The organism is Streptomyces luteolifulvus (genome assembly GCF_008806595.1).
Taxonomy (GTDB): Bacteria; Actinomycetota; Actinomycetes; order Streptomycetales; family Streptomycetaceae; genus Streptomyces; species Streptomyces luteolifulvus.
On record NZ_VZRB01000030.1, the window covers coordinates 78253 to 95364 of the forward strand.

15 protein-coding genes are annotated in these 17112 nt (G+C 71.8%); 6 read left to right on the forward strand and 9 right to left on the reverse strand.

Annotated features, from left to right (window positions below):
- Nucleotides 1–110 precede the first annotated feature (110 nt).
- Together F7R91_RS32070 and F7R91_RS32075 are read left to right on the forward strand one after the other, a co-directional pair.
- Nucleotides 111–1214 carry an SPFH domain-containing protein gene (locus tag F7R91_RS32070; RefSeq protein WP_150954956.1) on the forward strand — a complete coding sequence of 368 codons (1104 nt, stop codon included), beginning with the start codon at nt 111–113 and terminating at the stop codon, nt 1212–1214.
- The gene (locus F7R91_RS32075) at nt 1211–2110 is read left to right on the forward strand and encodes an NAD(+)/NADH kinase (protein ID WP_150954959.1); all 900 of its coding nucleotides are present in this window, start codon (nt 1211–1213) and stop codon (nt 2108–2110) included. Before F7R91_RS32070 ends, F7R91_RS32075 begins: the two co-directional genes overlap by 4 nt.
- 18 nt (nt 2111–2128) lie before the next feature.
- Here the strand turns inward: F7R91_RS32075 and F7R91_RS32080 are convergent, their stop codons facing one another.
- The 7 genes from F7R91_RS32080 to F7R91_RS32110 form a co-directional block, all read right to left on the reverse strand.
- Entirely contained in the window at nt 2129–4672 is a 2544-nt protein-coding gene (locus F7R91_RS32080; RefSeq protein WP_150954961.1) for a polynucleotide kinase-phosphatase, read from the reverse strand.
- Nucleotides 4669–6138, reverse strand: a complete 1470-nt coding sequence (locus tag F7R91_RS32085) for a 3' terminal RNA ribose 2'-O-methyltransferase Hen1 (protein WP_150954964.1) — start codon at nt 6136–6138, stop codon at nt 4669–4671. Before F7R91_RS32085 ends, F7R91_RS32080 begins: the two co-directional genes overlap by 4 nt.
- A 63-nt stretch (nt 6139–6201) precedes the next feature.
- The gene (locus F7R91_RS32090; RefSeq protein ID WP_150954967.1) at nt 6202–6672 is read right to left on the reverse strand and encodes a DUF6099 family protein; all 471 of its coding nucleotides are present in this window, start codon (nt 6670–6672) and stop codon (nt 6202–6204) included.
- Nucleotides 6673–6866: 194 nt separating this feature from the next.
- Nucleotides 6867–7193: a nucleotide pyrophosphohydrolase gene (locus tag F7R91_RS32095; RefSeq protein ID WP_150954970.1), complete on the reverse strand. Its 327-nt coding sequence runs from the start codon at nt 7191–7193 to the stop codon at nt 6867–6869.
- Nucleotides 7190–8350: an AAA family ATPase gene (locus F7R91_RS32100; protein WP_150954973.1), complete on the reverse strand. Its 1161-nt coding sequence runs from the start codon at nt 8348–8350 to the stop codon at nt 7190–7192. Before F7R91_RS32100 ends, F7R91_RS32095 begins: the two co-directional genes overlap by 4 nt.
- A gap of 97 nt (nt 8351–8447) precedes the next feature.
- Nucleotides 8448–8837 carry a cell division protein SepF gene (locus F7R91_RS32105; protein WP_191971713.1) on the reverse strand — a complete coding sequence of 130 codons (390 nt, stop codon included), beginning with the start codon at nt 8835–8837 and terminating at the stop codon, nt 8448–8450.
- Between the two features lie 166 nt (nt 8838–9003).
- The gene (locus F7R91_RS32110; protein ID WP_150954978.1) at nt 9004–9516 is read right to left on the reverse strand and encodes a YceI family protein; all 513 of its coding nucleotides are present in this window, start codon (nt 9514–9516) and stop codon (nt 9004–9006) included.
- Between the two features lie 116 nt (nt 9517–9632).
- On the opposite strand from F7R91_RS32110, the gene F7R91_RS32115 reads away from it, so the two are divergent.
- A complete protein-coding gene (locus F7R91_RS32115; protein ID WP_150954981.1) occupies nt 9633–10169 on the forward strand; it encodes a MarR family winged helix-turn-helix transcriptional regulator in 537 nt (178 codons plus the stop codon).
- Here F7R91_RS32115 and F7R91_RS32120 read toward each other — a convergent pair.
- Nucleotides 10163–14242 (reverse strand): molybdopterin-dependent oxidoreductase, encoded by a 4080-nt coding sequence (locus F7R91_RS32120; RefSeq protein WP_408056078.1) that lies wholly within the window; start codon nt 14240–14242, stop codon nt 10163–10165. The two genes, F7R91_RS32115 and F7R91_RS32120, sit on opposite strands and share 7 nt — an antisense overlap.
- A 299-nt stretch (nt 14243–14541) precedes the next feature.
- On the opposite strand from F7R91_RS32120, the gene F7R91_RS32125 reads away from it, so the two are divergent.
- Nucleotides 14542–15504, forward strand: a complete 963-nt coding sequence (locus F7R91_RS32125; protein WP_225320894.1) for a DEAD/DEAH box helicase — start codon at nt 14542–14544, stop codon at nt 15502–15504.
- 49 nt (nt 15505–15553) lie between these two features.
- On the opposite strand, the gene F7R91_RS44400 is transcribed toward F7R91_RS32125, so the two are convergent.
- Nucleotides 15554–15856 carry a beta family protein gene (locus tag F7R91_RS44400; protein ID WP_230989821.1) on the reverse strand — a complete coding sequence of 101 codons (303 nt, stop codon included), beginning with the start codon at nt 15854–15856 and terminating at the stop codon, nt 15554–15556.
- 227 nt (nt 15857–16083) lie between these two features.
- Between F7R91_RS44400 and F7R91_RS32135 the strand changes: the two genes are divergently transcribed.
- Together F7R91_RS32135 and F7R91_RS32140 are read left to right on the forward strand one after the other, a co-directional pair.
- Nucleotides 16084–16368: a hypothetical protein gene (locus tag F7R91_RS32135; protein ID WP_150954990.1), complete on the forward strand. Its 285-nt coding sequence runs from the start codon at nt 16084–16086 to the stop codon at nt 16366–16368.
- Nucleotides 16365–16763, forward strand: a complete 399-nt coding sequence (locus F7R91_RS32140) for a type II toxin-antitoxin system VapC family toxin (protein ID WP_150954993.1) — start codon at nt 16365–16367, stop codon at nt 16761–16763. Before F7R91_RS32135 ends, F7R91_RS32140 begins: the two co-directional genes overlap by 4 nt.
- The last annotated feature ends 349 nt before the right edge of the window (nt 16764–17112 follow it).

Below are 17112 nucleotides of genomic sequence, written 5' to 3' on the forward strand. Positions count from 1 at the left end.
TTTTGTCTTCTTGTTTTGACTTCTCGTTCCCACCACCCGTTTTCGTCCTCTTGACGATAATCACGTCCCCCGTTATCGTCTTCATGACGAAAATCAAGCGAGGGGGTCCCATGGCCGACATCACCCGGCGCCTCGGCTGGCGCCATCTGCGCAGCGCCCCGACGGCGCACATCCGGCACCACCGCTCGGGCAGGCCGGCGCACGACGGTACGGGGCTCAGCTTCTGGTTCCGGGCACTGACCGCCGCGCTCTCCGAAGTGCCGGTCGACGACCGCGAGCTGGCCATGACCTTCCATGCCCGTACCTCCGACTTCCAGGACGTGACGGTGCAGGCGACGGTCACCTACCGGATCGGCGATCCGGCGCTCGCCGCCGCCCGGCTGGACTTCTCCATCGACCCGGACACCGGTGTGTGGCGGGGCGCGCCGCTGGAGCAGCTGGGCACGCTGCTGACGGAGACGGCGCAGCAGCACGCACTGGACGTCCTGGCCCGTACGCCGCTCGCGTCCGCACTGGCAGACGGCGTGGCGGCCGTGCGCGAGAGAGTCGCGGCGGGCCTGGGCGCGGAGCCCCGGCTGCCGGCCACCGGGATCGAGGTGGTGGCCGTACGCGTGATGGCGCTCAGACCCGAGCCGGAGGTGGAGCGGGCACTGCGCACCCCGGCGCGCGAGCAGATCCAGCAGGAGGCCGACCGGGCGACGTACGAACGGCGGGCCGTGGCCGTCGAGCGGGAGCGGACGATCGCCGAGAACGAGCTGGCCAGCCAGATCGAACTCGCCCGCCGCGAGGAGCAGTTGGTCGAGCAGCGCGGTACCAACACCCGGCGCGAGGCGGAGGAGCACGCGGCGGCGGACGCGGTACGGGCCGAGGCCGAGGCGGCTCGCTCGGTACGGCTGGCGGAGGCGGAGGCCACCCGGAACGTCCGGCTGGCGGAGGCCGAGGCGAAGCGGACGGAGCGGCTCGCGGAGGCCGAGGCGGCCCGCTCCGTACGGCTGGCCCGCGCCGAGGCCGAGGGCGCGCGCGAGGTGGGTGAGGCGCGGGCGCAGGCTCAGGCGGCGTGGCTGCAGGTGCACGGTGAGGTGGACGTGGCGGTCCTGAACGCCCTCACCGGAACGCGTCTCGCGGAGAACCTGCCGAACATCGACAGCCTGACGATCTCGCCCGACGTGCTGACCGGCCTGCTGGCGAAGCTGGGCTCCAAGGAGCGGGCGTGAGCCTCGCACCCCGGGTCGTGCTCGTCCATCGCACCACGGAGTACGAGGAGTTGGTGGCCCGGCACGGCACCCACGGGCAGGCCGCGTTCTTCCTGTCCTCGCGCGGCCGTGACATCGAGGAGGTCGCCGAGCGGCACCGCCGGGCCCGGCGGGCGCTGGCCGAGGTCGCCTCGGCGGTCCCGCTGACATGGCGTCAGACCCGGGTGGAGCGAGCCGACTTGGACCGGTTCCTGTTCGCGCCCGAGGACGTGGTCGTCGTGGTCGGGCAGGACGGGCTGGTGGCGAACGCCGCCAAGTACCTCGCGGGTCAGCCGGTGGTGGGGATCGACACGGACCCCGGCCGCAATCCGGGCGTGCTGGTACGGCACCGGGCGTCCGACGCGGCGGTCCTGCTGCCGTCGGCGCTCACGGCCGGCACCGCGGTCGACGAGCTGACCATGGTCGAGGCCGTGGCCGACGACACCCAGCGGCTGGTCGCCCTGAACGAGATCTATCTCGGGGCGGCCGGCCACCAGACGGCCCGCTACCGCCTGGGCCTCGACGGCGACGGGGGTGTCGTCGAGGCCCAGGCCTCGTCCGGGGTGCTGGTGGGGACGGGCACGGGCGCCACGGGCTGGATCAAGTCCGTGTGGCAGGAACGGAGCAGCGCCCTTCCCCTCCCGGCCCCCACCGAGGACCGTCTGCTGTGGTTCGTCCGCGAGGCCTGGCCGTCGCCGGCGACCGGTACGTCCAGGGTGGCGGGTGCCCTCTCGGCCCCGGCGTCCCTCGTCCTCACCGTCGAGTCCGAACGGCTGATCGCCTTCGGGGACGGCATGGAGAGGGACGCCATGGAACTGACCTGGGGACAGACGGTCCGCGTCGGCGTGTGCGCGCAGAGGCTGCGGTTGGTGGGGTGACGCCGCCGAACCACCCCGTCACAGACGGGGATCCACCGGTTCCGACTCCAGCGCCAGCACCCCGAACACCGCCTCGTGCACCCGCCACAGCGGCTCGCCCTCGGCGAGGCGGTCCAGCGCCTCCAGACCGAGCGCGTACTCGCGGATCGCCAGCGACCGCTTGTGGTTGAGGAACCGCTGACGCAGCCGGGCCAGGTTGTCGGGACGCGTGTACTCGGGACCGTAGATGATCCGCAGGTACTCGCGGCCCCGGCACTTGATGCCGGGCTGGACCAGACGTCCCGTTTCGCTGCGCACGACCGCGCCGAGCGGCTTGACCACCATGCCCTCGCCTCCGCGGCCGGTCATCTCCAGCCACCAGTCGACGCCCGCCCGCACCGACTCGGGGTCCGCGGTGTCGACGTAGAGCCGCCGGGTGGTCTGGAGCAGGCCGCTGCCGTCGTGCTCGACGAACCGGTCGAGCAGCGCGAGCTGCTCGTCGTGGGGCAGGTCTGCGAGGCTGCGGCCCTGGACCGCCAGGATCTGGAACGGCGCCAGGCGTACGCCGTCCAGGCCGTCCGTCGTCCAGCAGTAGCGGCGGTACGCCTCCGTGAACGCGGCCGCGGCACCGGCCCGTTCGCGCTGGCGCGCCAGCAGGTCGGACACGTCCACACCGCGCACCGACGCGCTCTCGAGGGCGGCCAGCGCGCCCGGGAAGACGGCGCCGGAGGCGGCGCCCACGGCCGCGTACTGGCTGCGCAGCAGACCCGCGGCCTTGAGCGACCACGGCATCAGCTCGGCGTCCAACAGAAGCCAGTCCGTGCCGAGTTCGTCCCAGAGGCCGGCGTCCGTGATCGCCGCGCGCACCCGGCCGAGGATCTCCTCCGTCACCGACTCGTCGTCGAAGAAGGGGCGGCCGGTGCGGGTGTACAGCGATCCGGTGGACCGGTCCACGCCGAACCGCTTGCGCGCCACGTCCGCGTCCCGGCACACCAGGGCCACCGCCCGCGAGCCCATGTGCTTCTCCTCGCACACGACCCGGGCGACCCCGTCCTCCCGGTACTGCGCGAAGGCCTCGGCCGGGTGCTCCAGGTACCCCTCGACGCGGCTCGTGGCGGTCGGTGCCATGGTCGGCGGGAGGTAGGGCAGCAGCCGCGGGTCCACCGCGAAGCGGCTCATGACCTCCAGTGCCGCGGCCGCGTTCTCCTCGCGGACGGAGACCCGGCCGGCGTGCCGCGTCTCCACGACCCTGCGTCCGTGCACGTCCGCGAGGTCCAGCGGGCGCCCGTCGTGCCCGCCGGGCGCCTCCGACTTCAGCGGCCTGGCCGGCTCGTACCAGACCCGCTCGGCCGGTACGTCGACCAGCTCCCGCTCCGGCCAGCGCAGCGCGGTGAGCTTGCCGCCGAAGACGGCGCCGGTGTCCAGGCAGATGGTGTTGTTGAGCCAGGTGGCCTCGGGGACCGGGGTGTGGCCGTAGACCACGGCCGCCCGGCCGCGGTAGTCCTCCGCCCACGGGTAGCGCACGGGCAGGCCGAACTCGTCGGTCTCGCCGGTCGTGTCGCCGTACAGCGCGTGCGAGCGGACCCGGCCCGAGGTGCGGCCGTGGTACTTCTCCGGCAGACCGGCGTGACAGACGACGAGGCGCCCGCCGTCGAGGACGTAGTGGCTGACGAGGCCGTCGATGAACTCCCGTACCTGCTGCGTGAACTCCTCGCTCTCGCCCTCCATCTGCTCGATGGTCTCGGCGAGTCCATGGGTGTGCTGGACCTTGCGGCCCTTGAGGTGACGCCCGTACTTGTTCTCGTGGTTGCCGGGGACGCAGAGTGCGTTGCCCGAGCCGACCATGGCCATCACACGGCGCAGTACGGCGGGGCTGTCCGGGCCGCGGTCGACGAGGTCGCCGACGAAGACGGCGGTACGGCCGTCGGGGTGGACGCCGTCGGCGTAGCCCAGCTTGCCCAGCAGCGCCTCCAGTTCGGAGGAGCAGCCGTGGATGTCGCCGATGATGTCGAAGGGACCGGTGAGGTGCGTCAGGTCGTTGAAGCGCTTCTCGGTGACGACGGTGGCGTTCTCGACCTCCTCCACCCCGCGCAGGACGTGCACCTTGCGAAAGCCCTCGCGCTCCAAGTGCCTGAGGGAGCGGCGCAGTTCGCGGGTGTGGCGCTGGACGACCCGGCGCGGCATGTCGGCCCGGTCGGGGCGGGCCGCGTTGCGCTCGGCGCACACCTCCTCGGGTACGTCGAGCACGATGGCGATGGGCAGCACGTCGTACTGCTTGGCCAGGTCGATCAGCCGGCGGCGGGCGTCCTGCTGCACGCTCGTCGCGTCGACGACGGTGCGACGGCCCGCGGCGAGGCGCTTGCCCGCGATGTAGTCCAGGACGTCGAACGCGTCCCGGGTCGCGCTCTGGTCGTTCTCGTCGTCGGAGACGAGGCCCCGGCAGAAGTCGGACGAGATGACCTCGGTGGGCCTGAAGTGCCGTCGGGCGAAGGTGGACTTGCCCGAGCCGGAGGCGCCGACGAGCACCACCAGGGAGAGGTCGGTGACGGGCAGGACACGCCCCTTGGTCCGGTTCTCGGTCATGCCGCCTTCGCCTCCTTCTCGTTCACGGTCCTCGTCTCGAACACGGCCATCTGGGTGGGCGGTCCCACCTCCGGGTCGTCCGGGCCGACCGGCACGAACTCCACGCCGTACCCGTGCCGTTCGGCCACCGCTTCCGCCCAGGCCCGGAATTCCTCGCGGGTCCACTCGAAGCGGTGGTCGCCGTGCCGGACATGACCGGCCGGCAGGGTCTCCCAGCGGACGTTGTACTCGACGTTCGGCGTGGTCACCAGCACGGTCCGGGGGCGGGCCGCGCCGAACACCGCGTACTCCAGGGCGGGCAGCCGCGGCAGGTCGAGGTGTTCGATCACCTCGCCGAGCACGGCGGCGTCATAGCCCTTGAGCCGGTTGTCGGTGTAGGCCAGCGAGCCCTGGAAGAGCTTGACGCGCGAAGCCTGCCGCTCGCCCATGCGGTCCAGCTTCAGGCGCCGGGAGGCGATGGTGAGCGCGCGCATCGACACATCGACGCCCACGATCTCCGTGAACCGCGGGTCCTTGAGCAGCGCCTGCACCAACTGGCCCTGTCCGCACCCCAGATCGAGGACCCGCGAGGCGCCGGACTCGCGCAGCGCGGCGAGGATCGCGTCCCGGCGCTGCACGGCGAGCGGGGTCGGCTTCTCCTCCGTCTGCGTCTCCGCCTCCACCGCGTTGTCGATCTCCTCGACCGCGCTGTCGTCGGCCTCGGCGAGCCGCACCAGCTCCAGTGCCTCCCTCGCCTGCCGGGTCAGCGACCAGCGCCGGGACAGGTAGCGGCTGGTGATGAGATTCTGCTCCGGGTGGCCGGGCAGCCAGCCCTCGCCGGCCCGCAGCAGCTTGTCGACCTCGTCGAGGGCGACCCAGTAGTGCTTGGCGTCGTCGAGGACGGGGAGCAGGACGTACAGATGCCGCAGGGCCTCGGCCAGGGTCAGCGTCTGTGACGCCAGCACGAGGCGCACATACCGCGAGTCGCCCCACTGCGGGAACTCGCTGTCCAGCGCCACCGGTTCGACGGTCACCGCCCAGCCGAGCGGCTCGAACAGGCGTCGTACGAGGTCCGGGCCGCCGCGGGCGGGCAGCGCGGGCACCTCGATGCACAGCGGCAGCGGCTGCGCGGCGCGCTCGGGACGGGCGGTGCACACCCCGCGCATCGCGCTGGAGAAGACGGTGCTCAGCGCGACCGCGAGCAGCGAGGAGGCGGCGTACGGGCGGTCGTTGACGTACTGCGCGAGCGCCGCGTCGGGTGCGCCGCCGCGTCCCTTGCCCTTGCCGCGCCGCACCAGCGCGACCGGATCGACCTCCAGCAGCAGGCCCGCGGTGCAGCGTTCGGCGTCGGCCTCGGGGTAGAGGACATGGGCCGTGCCGTAGGACGTGGAGAACGCCTGCGCCTTTCCGGGATGCTTGTGCAGGAGGAACCCCAGGTCGGTGGCGGGGCGCTCCGGCGTGCCGGTGGTCGAGATCGTCAGGAACATGCCCCTGAGTCTTCCGGCCGGGGCCCGCCGTGACCAGTGGTTTTCCACAGGAACCGGCCTCGGCTACCCCGCTTCCCGCTCCGGCAGCACCTGCTCCCGGTCCGCCAGTTTGCGCAGCATGTCGCGGACCCGGTCCCTCGACTCGTCCGCCGCGTCGATGGCCTCCATGCACTGCCAGTACGTGGTCTCGTCGTCCACCGCGCAGGCGAGGCCGACGAGGGCGATGCCCACCTCACCGAGCAGGCCGCCGAGGTACATCAGGGCCTGGCGGGCGTCGCCCAGATCGGTCAGCTGGGCCGCCAGCAGGTCCTCGGTGTCGAGGTCCGGTGTGGTCAGCACACCGCAGCCTCTGCCCGCCAGTTCGGTCAACCCCAGTGCCTCGCCCCGTAGTTCCGGCGGTCCCGAGACCGCCAGACGGCTGCCGATCGCCTGGGCCAGAGCCTGTGCCTGCCACACCTCCGTCATGACCTCCGGCGTGTCACTGGTCCCCGCCAGAGCCCGTCTGCTCGTCACGATGAGCCGCACAGCGTCCATGCGCTGCCCCCGTCTGTCCCGACGCGCCGTCGGCGCGTCACGCCCGAACTCCTTTGTTCACTACCCAGAGTGAACTTGAACGGGACGAAAAGCCAGAGGAAGACGGAAATCTGTGGACAACGAATCGGTTTCGGGCGGGCATTTAACTCCGGAGAGTGAAAACGGACTGAACGGCTCCCGACTCTCCCGGGTCCCTACGGTGCCGGGAACCTCCGCTCGTTCCGGTCGATCTTGTCGTCCAGCGCCGCCAGCGGATCGATCCCGAGCACCTCGCACAGCTGGAGCAGATACGCGAGCACGTCGGCCACCTCGTCGGTGACACGGTGCGCGGTGTCCGGGTTGTCCATGACCCGGGCCGACTCCTCGGGCGTCAGCCACTGGAAGATCTCGACCAGTTCGGAGGCCTCCACGCTGAGCGCGGCGGCCAGGTTCTTGGGCGTGTGGTACGGCTGCCAGTTCCGCGCGGCCGCGAACTCGGCCAGCCTGCGCTGCAGTTTCGCCACGTCGAGAGGTTCTGTCACGGATCCAGGTGTACCACCGTGACCCCGTCCGCCCCGGCGGCCCATGACACGTCGCTCACCGTGCCGACGAGCCGGATGTGCCCGCGCTCGCACATCCGGGACGCGAGCCGGAGGAGTTCTTCCCGCTGCCGGGCATCCAGGCCCCGGTCGAGCCCGTCGGCGAGCACCGTGAGCGTCTGCAGGGCGGCGGGCACCTCAGCGGCCGCGTCGAGATCCAGGACGCCCGGACCGGTGAGCAGCACCAGCGACAGCGCCAGGTACCTCAGCTCGCCGTCGCCCAGCCGCCCGAGTGTCGTACGGATGCCGTCGCCGCGGTGGAGCACCGCCCGCACCGTCCCGTCGCCGAGCGGTTCGGCGCGGACGTCCGTGACCGGTCCGGCGCAGCCGGCGCGCACCGCCGCGACGAGCAGCGCGTGTCGGCGGCCGCACTCCGCCCGGGTGCGCCCCAGTACGTCGGCGAGGTTGTCGCAGCCGCCGAGCAGCCGCCCGGAGCCGGACGGTACCGGGCCGCGCATCCGCTCCGGCCGGGGATCGCAGACGAAGACGGACCGCAGGGCCACCACCATCTGTTCGGCGGCGGCCAGCACCCGGCGCTGCCCGTCGGTCCGGCCGGCCACATGCAGCGGGAGCAGCGGGGTGCCGAGCCGGTCGTCCGGCAGCGCGGCGCGGGTGACGGGTGACGACGGGGCCGTGTGCCAGGCGGCCTCGACCGCGTGCCGCCCCGGGTCGCGCAGCGCGGTCTGCAAAAGGACCAGGCCTCCGGACGTCAGCCGCTCGCCGACGATGCGAAGTTCGGGCTCGGCCTGGACGGCGACGTCGAGCCGGACGGGGCCTTCGGGGCCTTCGGCGGTGCAGCCGATGCGGAAGCCGCGGCGCCGCTGGACGTCCGGCCGCGCCCGTTCGGGCACACAGGCGACGGGGTCGGGGAACACCTCCGCGAGCGGCGCGCCGCCGCTGAGCCGGGTGAGTGCCTCGTACGCGCCGAGGGCGCTGGTCTTGCCGCTGCCGCTGGGGCCGGCGAGGAGGGTGCACGCCCCGAGCGGGAATCCGGCGCGCCGGTGCACCGCGAAGGCGGACAGGCGCAGTTCGGTGAGTCTCGGGAGGTCCGGCGGCGCCGGGGTGATCGCAGGGGAGGTCGTGGGGAGGGACTCGGCCATGCCCGGACGGTAGGCCCGCGCCGTCAGGACGAACCGTTCCTCCCCCGCGACCTTCCTACGATCGGGGGACCGGCGTCAGAGCCTGTGACACAGGCTCTCAGGCGCCGGGTACCCCCGCCCCCTCCATGAGCCCGGTCACCTCGGTCCCGGACGGCGTCAGCAGGAAGACGTTCCGGTCGACCCGGTGCATCCCGCTCGCCAGGCCGAAGACGACGCCCGTACTGAAGTCCAGGACGCGCTTGGCGACCTCGGTCTCCGCGCCGGTCAGGTCGAGCAGGACGGGGATGCCCGCCATCAGGGTCTCGGCGACCTCGCGGGCGTCCGCGAACACATTGACCCTCAGCACGACGAAACGGCGGCGGGTCTCGGTCTCCGCGTCCGGGAGCGAGCGGTGGTCCACCGCGGACGGCCAGGCGTCCCGGCCGCGCAGCGGAACCACCTGGGCGAGCCCCTCCCACTGTTCATCGGTGACGTCGTAGCTGTTCACCGGCTCCCCCCGACCTGACTCGCACTCATTGCCTGCACCGGCCAATTCTTACGCCAAGTCACCCGTTCAGCCCAACAGCGACACGGTGCGCGACCGTCACAACGACCGGATGTCCCGCCCGTTTCCAGCCGGTACGGTCCGTTTCGGCACGTCGGGCAGCCGTCCGTCAGGCCGCTGCCCTGGTGAAACGGAGTGTGGTGGCGATCGTGGTCAGGCCGCGGATCATGCCGAGTTGGTTCCAGCCCATGCCGAACTCGGCACGGTCCACGGTGAATTCGGCATCCAGGGTGAGGGCGTCGGCCTCGGTACCGGCAAGCCGCGCGGTGAGGGACAACGGCCTGCTGATGCCGCGCACGGTGAGCGAGCCGACGACCTGCACGGTGTCGCCGCGCAGTTCCGCGCTGCGGGCGGCGAAGGTGATCTGCGGGTGGTTGCCGGCATCGAAGAAGTCGGCGGACCGCAGATGCGTGTCGCGCTTGGTGTTGCCGGTGTCCAGGGAGGCGACGTCCAGGGTCAGGGTGCCGGCGGCGGATCCGTCGGCCCGCACCTCGCCCTGGCCGCCGACCGCGGCGAAGGCGCCCTTCACGGTGACCATGCCCCACATCGTCTTGTGGCGCAGGGCGACGGTGGAGGCGGTCGGGTCGAGCTGCCACAGGCCGGTTTCCACGGCGACGGTCATGATGGACCTCCTGACGGTCGTACAAATTTGGATGAATGTGATTGCTCACGCTAGTCGGTAATCCAAATCTGAACAACCCCCCTCGTTCAAAATTGGACAACGGGTAGACTCGACCCATGGCCGCCCCCGACGAGCACGCCCCCGACCTGCCCGAATGTCCGTCCATGCGGGGAGACGGACTCCTCCCGGCCGAGCTGCGCGCCTGGATGCTGCTGCTCGCCGCGACGGGGGCGGTGGAGCAGGAGCTGCGCTCAGTCGTCAAGGAACGGCTCGATGTCTCCCATGACGAGTTCCTGATCCTGTGCCTGCTGGCCGAGCAGCCCGCGGCGGGTCTGCGTATGACCCGGATCGCGGAACTCCTGGGCCGCCCCAAGACCCGGCTCACCTACCAGATGGCCTGCCTCCAGCACGCCGGGCTCGTCACCCGCAAGTCGGTGTGCGGGGACAAGCGGGGCGTCGAGGTCGCCCTCACCGACAAGGCCCGCCGGCTGCTGCAGGAGGCCTCCGGCGCGCTCGCCGAGACGGTCACCACGGCACTCACCCGCTTCGTGGGCCCCGCCCAGCGGGAGGCGGTGTGCGGGCTGCTGCCGGGCCTCTTCGAGGAGCCGGGCGCCCAGCAGGGCCCTGCGACGGTCACGCCGGGCGGTCAGTAGACGTCGCGGACGTAGCGCTTGTCGGCGGTGAGCTGCTTCACGTACGCCGCCGCGCCGGTCTCGTCCAGCCCGCCGTGCAGCGTGGCGATGTCGCGCAGGGCCTGGTCCACGTCCCTGGCCATGCGGGAGGCGTCGCCGCAGACGTAGAAGTGGGCGCCGTCCTGGAGCCAGGACCACAGCAGCGGGCCGTGTTCGCGCATCCGGTCCTGGACGTAGACCTTGGCGCGCTGGTCGCGGGAGAAGGCGGTGTCCAGGCGGGCGAGCGTGCCGTCGGCGAGGAACGCGGTGAGTTCGTCCTCGTAATAGAAGTCGGTGGCCCGGTGCTGCTCGCCGAACAGCAGCCAGTTGGGGGCCCGGTGGCCGCGGGCCCGGCGTTCCTCCAGGAAGCCGACGAAGGGCGCGACGCCGGTGCCGGGGCCGACCATCACCATGGGCACGGCGGGGTCGGCGGGCGGCCGGAAGTGCGGTGAGCGCTGGAGGTGGACCGGCACCGGGGTGTCCGGTGCGGCGTCGGCGAGAAACGGGGAGCAGACGCCCTGGCGCGGACGGCCGTGCAGGTTCTCGTAGCGCACGACGGAGACCGTCAGCGAGACCAGATGGGGGTCGGTCAGCGGGCTGGACGATATGGAGTACAGGCGGGGCTGCAGGCGCCCCAGGACGTCGGTCCACTCCTGGGCGTCGGCGCGGAGTCCGTGCTCGGCGGCCACGTCCACGGCCTGGCGGCCCCAGGACCACTTCGCGAGCTCGTCCTTGTTGTCCGGGCGCAGCAGCTTCTTCACCTCGCGGGCGTCGCGGGTCCGTTCGGCGGTGAAACGGAGCAGGCCCGGGGTGATCCTGGTGATGTCCAGATGGCGCAGCAGTGCCTCGCCGAGCGGGACCCCGCCGACGCCGTTCACCTCGACCTCCGTGTGCGCGTCCAGGCCGGTGACGGTCAGCCATTCCGCCACCAGATCCGGGGAGTTGAGCGGACGGACGCCGAGGGCGTCGCCCGCCTCGTAGAGGAGCGGTGTTCCGCTGTCGCGGGTGTCGAAGGTGAACCGGCGGACCTCTTTGCCGGCGCCCGGCCGGCTCAGCAGCCGGTTGCCCGTCAGACGGGCGGTGACGGGGGCGGGTCTTCTCGTACGGGGCGCCGTGGGCACGGCGACGGGGGCGGGCGCCGGGCCGCCGGACGGTGACACGGCGGGCAGGGGCGCACCGGAGGCGGACCCGCCCGGGCCGGGCGCGCCGGAGAGCGCGGTGAGGACCTCGTCGAGCCAGGCGCCGGCCGCGTCCTCGTAGTCCGGCTCGCAGTCCGTGCGCGGCGCCAGCCGCAGCGCGCCGAGTTCGTCCAGGCGCTGGTCCAGGCGGCGGCCGTGTCCGCAGAAGTCGCCGTACGAGGAGTCCCCGAAGGCGAGGACGGCATAGCGCCGGCCGTCCAGACGCGGGGTGTCGGGCTGGGCCAGGGCCTCCCAGAAGCCGGAGCCGTTGTCGGGGGCGTCGCCGTCGCCGAAGGTGCTGGTGATCAGCAGCAGATCGGCGCCCGGCGGCAGGGCCTCGACGTCGGCGTCGTCCATGCCGAGCAGGGAGGTGCTGTGTCCGACCGTGGTGAGCCGCTGGGCGGTGGCGGCCGCGAACTCCTCGGCGTTGCCGGTCTGCGAGGCCCAGAGGATCACGACGTCGCGCCGGGGTGACGTCGTGGATACGGCGGTCCCGGCGGCCCGTGAGTACATGCCGGCCAGCAACCCGTTGACCCACAGGGCGTGTTCGGGGCTGAAGGGCGCCGAGGGCGGCAGCACCGGCACACCGGGGGCGCCGGACGGAATGCCGGCGAGGAACCCGACGAGGTACTGCCGTTCCTGCTCGGTGAGCACGGGCGGCGGGGCGGGCTGGAGCCCGAGGAGGCCGGCGGCGGGGGTGACTTCCGCAACGGCAACCGGGTCCGGCACGGGAACGGGGTCGGGGGCCGGTACGCGAACGGGGTCCACCGTGCCCGGCGTGCGGACCGTCACCGGCGTCGGCACCTTCGCGAGCGAGACCGCGCACACCTTGAACTCGGGCTGGAACGACAGGGGATCGATGGCGTCGCTGGTGACGGCGTTGACGCTCAGATACTCCCCGAACAGGTCGTTCCAGTGGAACGGCGCGAAACAACAGCCCGGCCGCACCCGGTCGGTGACCACCGCGGGCAGCACGGCACGCCCGCGGCGTGAGGCGACCTCCACCGAGTCGCCGTCGGCGATGTCCAGTCCGGCCGCGTCCTGCGGATGCAGTTCCACGAAGGGACCGGGATCGAGCTTGTTCAGCTTCGGCACCTTCGCGGTCTTGGTCAGTGTGTGCCACTGGTGCTGGAGGCGCCCGGTGTTGAGGACGAACGGGTAGTCGTCGTCGGGCATCTCGGCCGGCGGGAGGTGCGGACGGGCGAAGAACACGGCACGGCCGCTCGCGGTGGGGAAGGTGAGCGCCCCGTCCTCGCCGAGGTACCGGATCGGATTGCGGTCGGGCCCGTCGGCACGCGCGGCGGGCCACTGCACGGGGGTCGAGCGCAGCCGCTCGTAGGTCACGCCCCGCAGGTCCCAGCCGGTCCTGGGGTTCCAGGCCCGCTTGATCTCCTCGAAGACGTCCTCGGCGCTGTCGTAGGAGAACCCCTCGGTGAACCCCATGCCGCGGGCGACGGCGGCGATGATCCGCCAGTCCGCTCTCGCCTCTCCGGGCGGGTCGGCGGCCGGGCGGGCGAGCGTGAGGTTGCGTTCGCTGTTGACGAGGACGCCCTCGGTCTCGGTCCACAGGGCGCCGGGCAGGACGATGTCGGCGTACGCGTTGGTCTCGGTGTCGGCGAAGACGTCCTGGGTGACGACGAACTCGGCGGCTTCGAGGCCCTCGATGACGGTTTTCCGGTTGGCGACGGAGGCCACCGGGTTGGTGCAGATGATCCAGCAGGCCTTGATCTCGCCGTCGGCCATCTTCCGGAACATCTCGACCGTGCCCCGGCCGACCCCGTCGGCGCGCAGGGTGCCGGGCTCCAGCTCCCACAGCTCCTCGACGAACGCCCGCTCCTCGTCGACGAGCACCGACCGCTGGCCCGGCAGCCCCGGCCCCATGTACCCCATCTCGCGCCCGCCCATCGCATTGGGCTGGCCGGTCAGGGAGAACGGCCCGCTGCCCGGGCGGCAGATCGCGCCGGTCGCAAGGTGCAGGTTGACCAGGGCGTTGGTGTTCCAGGTGCCGTGCGTGGACTGGTTCAGGCCCATCGTCCAGCAGCTCGCCCACTCCCGCGCCTCACCGATCAGCCGGGCCGCCTCCCGGATGTCGTCCTCGGCGAGTCCGGTGAGCGCGGCCACGGTGGCGGGCGGGTAGTCGGCCAGGAAGGCGGGCATCTCGTCCCAGCCCTCGGTGTGCGCCTCGATGAACCTCGGATCCGTGCGGCCGTTGTTGTGCAGCAGGTGGAGCAGCCCGTTGAGCAGCGCGAGGTCGGTGCCCGGCCTGAGCTGGAGGTAGAGGTCGGCCTTGTCGGCGGTGGCGGTGCGGCGCGGATCGACGACGATCAGCTTGGCGCCACCCGACTTCACGCGGTCCATCATGCGCAGGAACAGGATCGGATGGCAGTCGGCCATGTTGGACCCGATGACGAGGAACAGGTCCGCGTGGTCGAGATCCTGGTACGAGCCGGGCGGCCCGTCCGCACCGAGCGACAGCTTGTAGCCGGTGCCGGCGCTTGCCATGCACAGCCGGGAGTTCGACTCGATCTGGTTGGTGCGCAGGTACCCCTTGGCCAGCTTGTTGGCCAGGTACTGCGCTTCGAGGCTCATCTGCCCCGACACATAGAGCGCGACCGCGTCCGGCCCGTGCTCGTCGATCACCGCCCGCAGCCGCCGCGCGGTCTCGGCGACCGCCGCGTCCACGGCGACCGGGACCGGCTCCTCTCCCCGATCGGGCCGGACGAGAGCCGTGCCGAGACGTCCCGGAGCGGCGAGCATGTCGGCGGTGGTGGCGCCCTTGGTGCACAGGCGGCCGAGGTTCGCGGGGTGTTCCTTGTCCCCGGATGCCTTGAGGACCGTACGCCGTCCGTCCGGTCCGAGCCCGACGTCGAGAACCATGCCGCAGCCCACACCGCAGTACGAGCAGACCGTCCGCACCTTCGTCGTGTCGGCGGTCCGCGGGTCCGGCGCGGCCACGGGCACCCCCTGCCTCTCATGATCGTCCCGAGTGGTTGGAGCTGCCGCGACCGTACGAAATGCCCATTACACGGATGTCTCCTCGGCCGGTCATCAGGGGTTACGCGCCTCGCACAGGGGTCGGCGTGCCGGTGTGAGCCGCGGACGGTGAGACGGGGGTGGGCAGGCGGTCTCACTGCCCGAGCCCGTCCCTGGACGAGGGAGTCTCCTGCTTGCCGCCGGTGACGACGAAGGTCATGATCAGCGCGGACGTCGTCAACGGCCTCTGCTACGGCGGCCGCCTGCGCGTGCTGACCGACGTGCGGCGGCAGGTACCGGCGCACGACCCGGTGGGAGCGGCCGACCCGGCACCGGTTCTCGGCTGGGTCGACGTACCGTCCGGGGAATCGGCGCGCGGCGCAGACGGGCAGTCCTGGCGGAACACGGTGGAGGCGGAGGCCGTCCGGCGCGTGGTCGACGGACTGCTGGCAGGGCTTCCACCGGACGCGACTGTGGGAGTGGTCACCCCGTTCCGGGCGCAGAAGGAGGCCCTGGCACGGATGTGGAGGGACGACGACCGCGTCCGGGTCGGCACGGTTCACACCTTCCAGGGCGGACAGCGCGACGTGATGGTGCTCAGCCCGGTGGCAGCGCACAACACACCGCCCCGGACGACGTACTGGGTCGCGAGTCAAGTCAACCTGTGGAACGTGGCGGTGACCCGGGCCAAGTCGCAGCTGATCACGGTGGGCGGCCGTGCCTTCTGGCAGGACCAGAGCGGTCTGCCGGCCCTCCTCGCCGCGCACTCAGCGCCGCTGGCAGCCGGCGACGACGGCACGACGGCCGAGGCCGGCATGCCCGGCCGGGTGACCGAGGCCCGCGAGGACCTCGCCGACCGCTTGCAGCGGTACCTGGCCGACCAGGGCATCACCGATCTGGAGCGGGGCGTGGTGGTGGGCGGCCACCCGGTGGACCTGCTGTTCACCGACGCGGGCGAGAACACTGCAGTGCTGATCGACCCCGGCCCGCGCCCCGGTCACGAACCCGCACGGCACCTTCGACAAACCCACGCCCGAGGCGATCTGCTCACCGGACTGCCCTCCGGAGGCCACGGAGCCAAGCCCTGCCCCGTGAGCCGGACGCTGCGAGTGCCTGCCTGGCGAATCCTGGCAGGCGAGACCGCACTGGCACCGCTGTTCGGCTGAGCGCCGGACAGTACGGCCGGACCCGGACGGCCAGGCCCGGCGGCCACGTTCAGCCGCCGGGCAGGCTCCGCACGACGTACGTCATGTGCTGGAGGTTTCCCGCCCGCAGCCACTCCGTAGGCCCGCCCACACCCTCGCTGGTCGAGAGCGGACCATGCACGCAGGCACTCAGCCACCCCTCGCCCTGTCCGGCCCCCGCTCCCCGGAACTCGGGCAGTTCGATGATCCGTCGGGCCGCACTGCGGTTGACGGCGATCCGGCCGGATCCCCGGGTCAGCGCCTTGAACAGGGGGTACGAGCCACTCGATGGCTGGACCAGTTCGGGCCAGCAGGCTCCGGACGTCCCCCCCAAGGTGGCCGTCCCACTCGCCCGTGACCTGTACCCGGACCCCCAGTCCGCGCAGGCGGCGCCGGGCCGTCCCCACAGCCGCCGTCCGCTGCAACTCGGTCCGCTCCGGTCCGCCGACCACCTGCGCGTGACCGCCGAGAAGATCCGACCGCGACGCCACGCGAGGCACGCGAGGCACGAGATGCGGCAACCGAGTCGCCGTATGGCATTTCAAATGCCATAATCATGTCATGGCTGACGACGACACCGACTTCTTCCCCGGCGACGGACCCACTAGCGGCATCTCCGTCTCCCTCACCGCCGGCACCTTGCAGGCGATCCGCGAGCGGGTGGGCAAGCGGGGCGTATCCGCCTACCTGGAGAAAGCCGCGCAACGGCAGATCGAGCGGGACAACCTCGACGAACTGATCGCCGACTTCGACGAGGCCAACGGCCCGGCCGATCCGGAGGCCGTGGCAGCCAAGCGGGCCAAGCTCACCGGCACCGCATCCTCCGGGACCGGGGCGGCCCCGTGAGCGGCGCCCTCATCCTGGACAGCGAGGGCCTGGCCAAGGCCGTCCAGCGCGACCGCGAGGTCCACGAGTGGCTCACCGCCGCCCGCGACGCCGACCTGCCCGTCGTCACCTCCGCCGCCGTGCTCGTCGAGGTGATCCACCCGAAGATCAACGAAGCCGCACTGAAATGGACTCTGTCCCGGCTGCGGGTCGAGCCGGTCACCCAGGCCATCGCCCAGTCGGCCGCCACCCTGCTGCGCACGACCGGACTGCACGGCCACAAGTACGCCATCGACGCCATGCTCTGCGCCACAGCACTCACCCATCCCGGGCGCGTCACGATCCTGACCTCGGACATCGAGGACATTGCCATACTCACCGCCAACCACGCGCGGATCGCGACCGAGAAAGTCTAGCGCCGCCGGCGCAAGCCGAAGCCTGCTGGCATCTGGGCTCTGGACCAGGGTTGCCACCCGGACTCGACGCCTTGGGAGGCACTCTCACCCCGACAGGCCACACCCGACGCACCACCAACTGCGCGAACGCCTACCTGGCGCTTCATCAGAACCTGCGCCGAACATGCGTCAAGATATCTCCCGCAACGCACACAACGCCCATAATGCACACTCAAAGAACTGCAGGTCAGCGACTCAGCGCACCTTCGGTGCGCGCCGGGGGCGTGGTAAATGCCGTGGCGCGCGCCGGACATGCTTCTGTCTGCCCTGACGTGGGCTGATGCCGTTCGGGGACGCTGAAGGTGTTCGT

What these genes read in the sequence shown, in the direction of transcription:
- F7R91_RS32070 (WP_150954956.1), top strand. Translation starts at nt 111, where the DNA reads ATGGCCGACATCACCCGGCGCCTCGGCTGGCGCCATCTGCGCAGCGCC.
- F7R91_RS32080 (WP_150954961.1), bottom strand. Translation starts at nt 4,672, where the DNA reads ATGACCGAGAACCGGACCAAGGGGCGTGTCCTGCCCGTCACCGACCTC.
- F7R91_RS32085 (WP_150954964.1), bottom strand. Translation starts at nt 6,138, where the DNA reads ATGTTCCTGACGATCTCGACCACCGGCACGCCGGAGCGCCCCGCCACC.
- F7R91_RS32090 (WP_150954967.1), bottom strand. Translation starts at nt 6,672, where the DNA reads ATGGACGCTGTGCGGCTCATCGTGACGAGCAGACGGGCTCTGGCGGGG.
- F7R91_RS32100 (WP_150954973.1), bottom strand. Translation starts at nt 8,350, where the DNA reads ATGGCCGAGTCCCTCCCCACGACCTCCCCTGCGATCACCCCGGCGCCG.
- F7R91_RS32110 (WP_150954978.1), bottom strand. Translation starts at nt 9,516, where the DNA reads ATGACCGTCGCCGTGGAAACCGGCCTGTGGCAGCTCGACCCGACCGCC.
- F7R91_RS32115 (WP_150954981.1), top strand. Translation starts at nt 9,633, where the DNA reads ATGGCCGCCCCCGACGAGCACGCCCCCGACCTGCCCGAATGTCCGTCC.
- F7R91_RS32120 (WP_408056078.1), bottom strand. Translation starts at nt 14,242, where the DNA reads ATGGTTCTCGACGTCGGGCTCGGACCGGACGGACGGCGTACGGTCCTC.
- F7R91_RS32135 (WP_150954990.1), top strand. Translation starts at nt 16,084, where the DNA reads ATGGCTGACGACGACACCGACTTCTTCCCCGGCGACGGACCCACTAGC.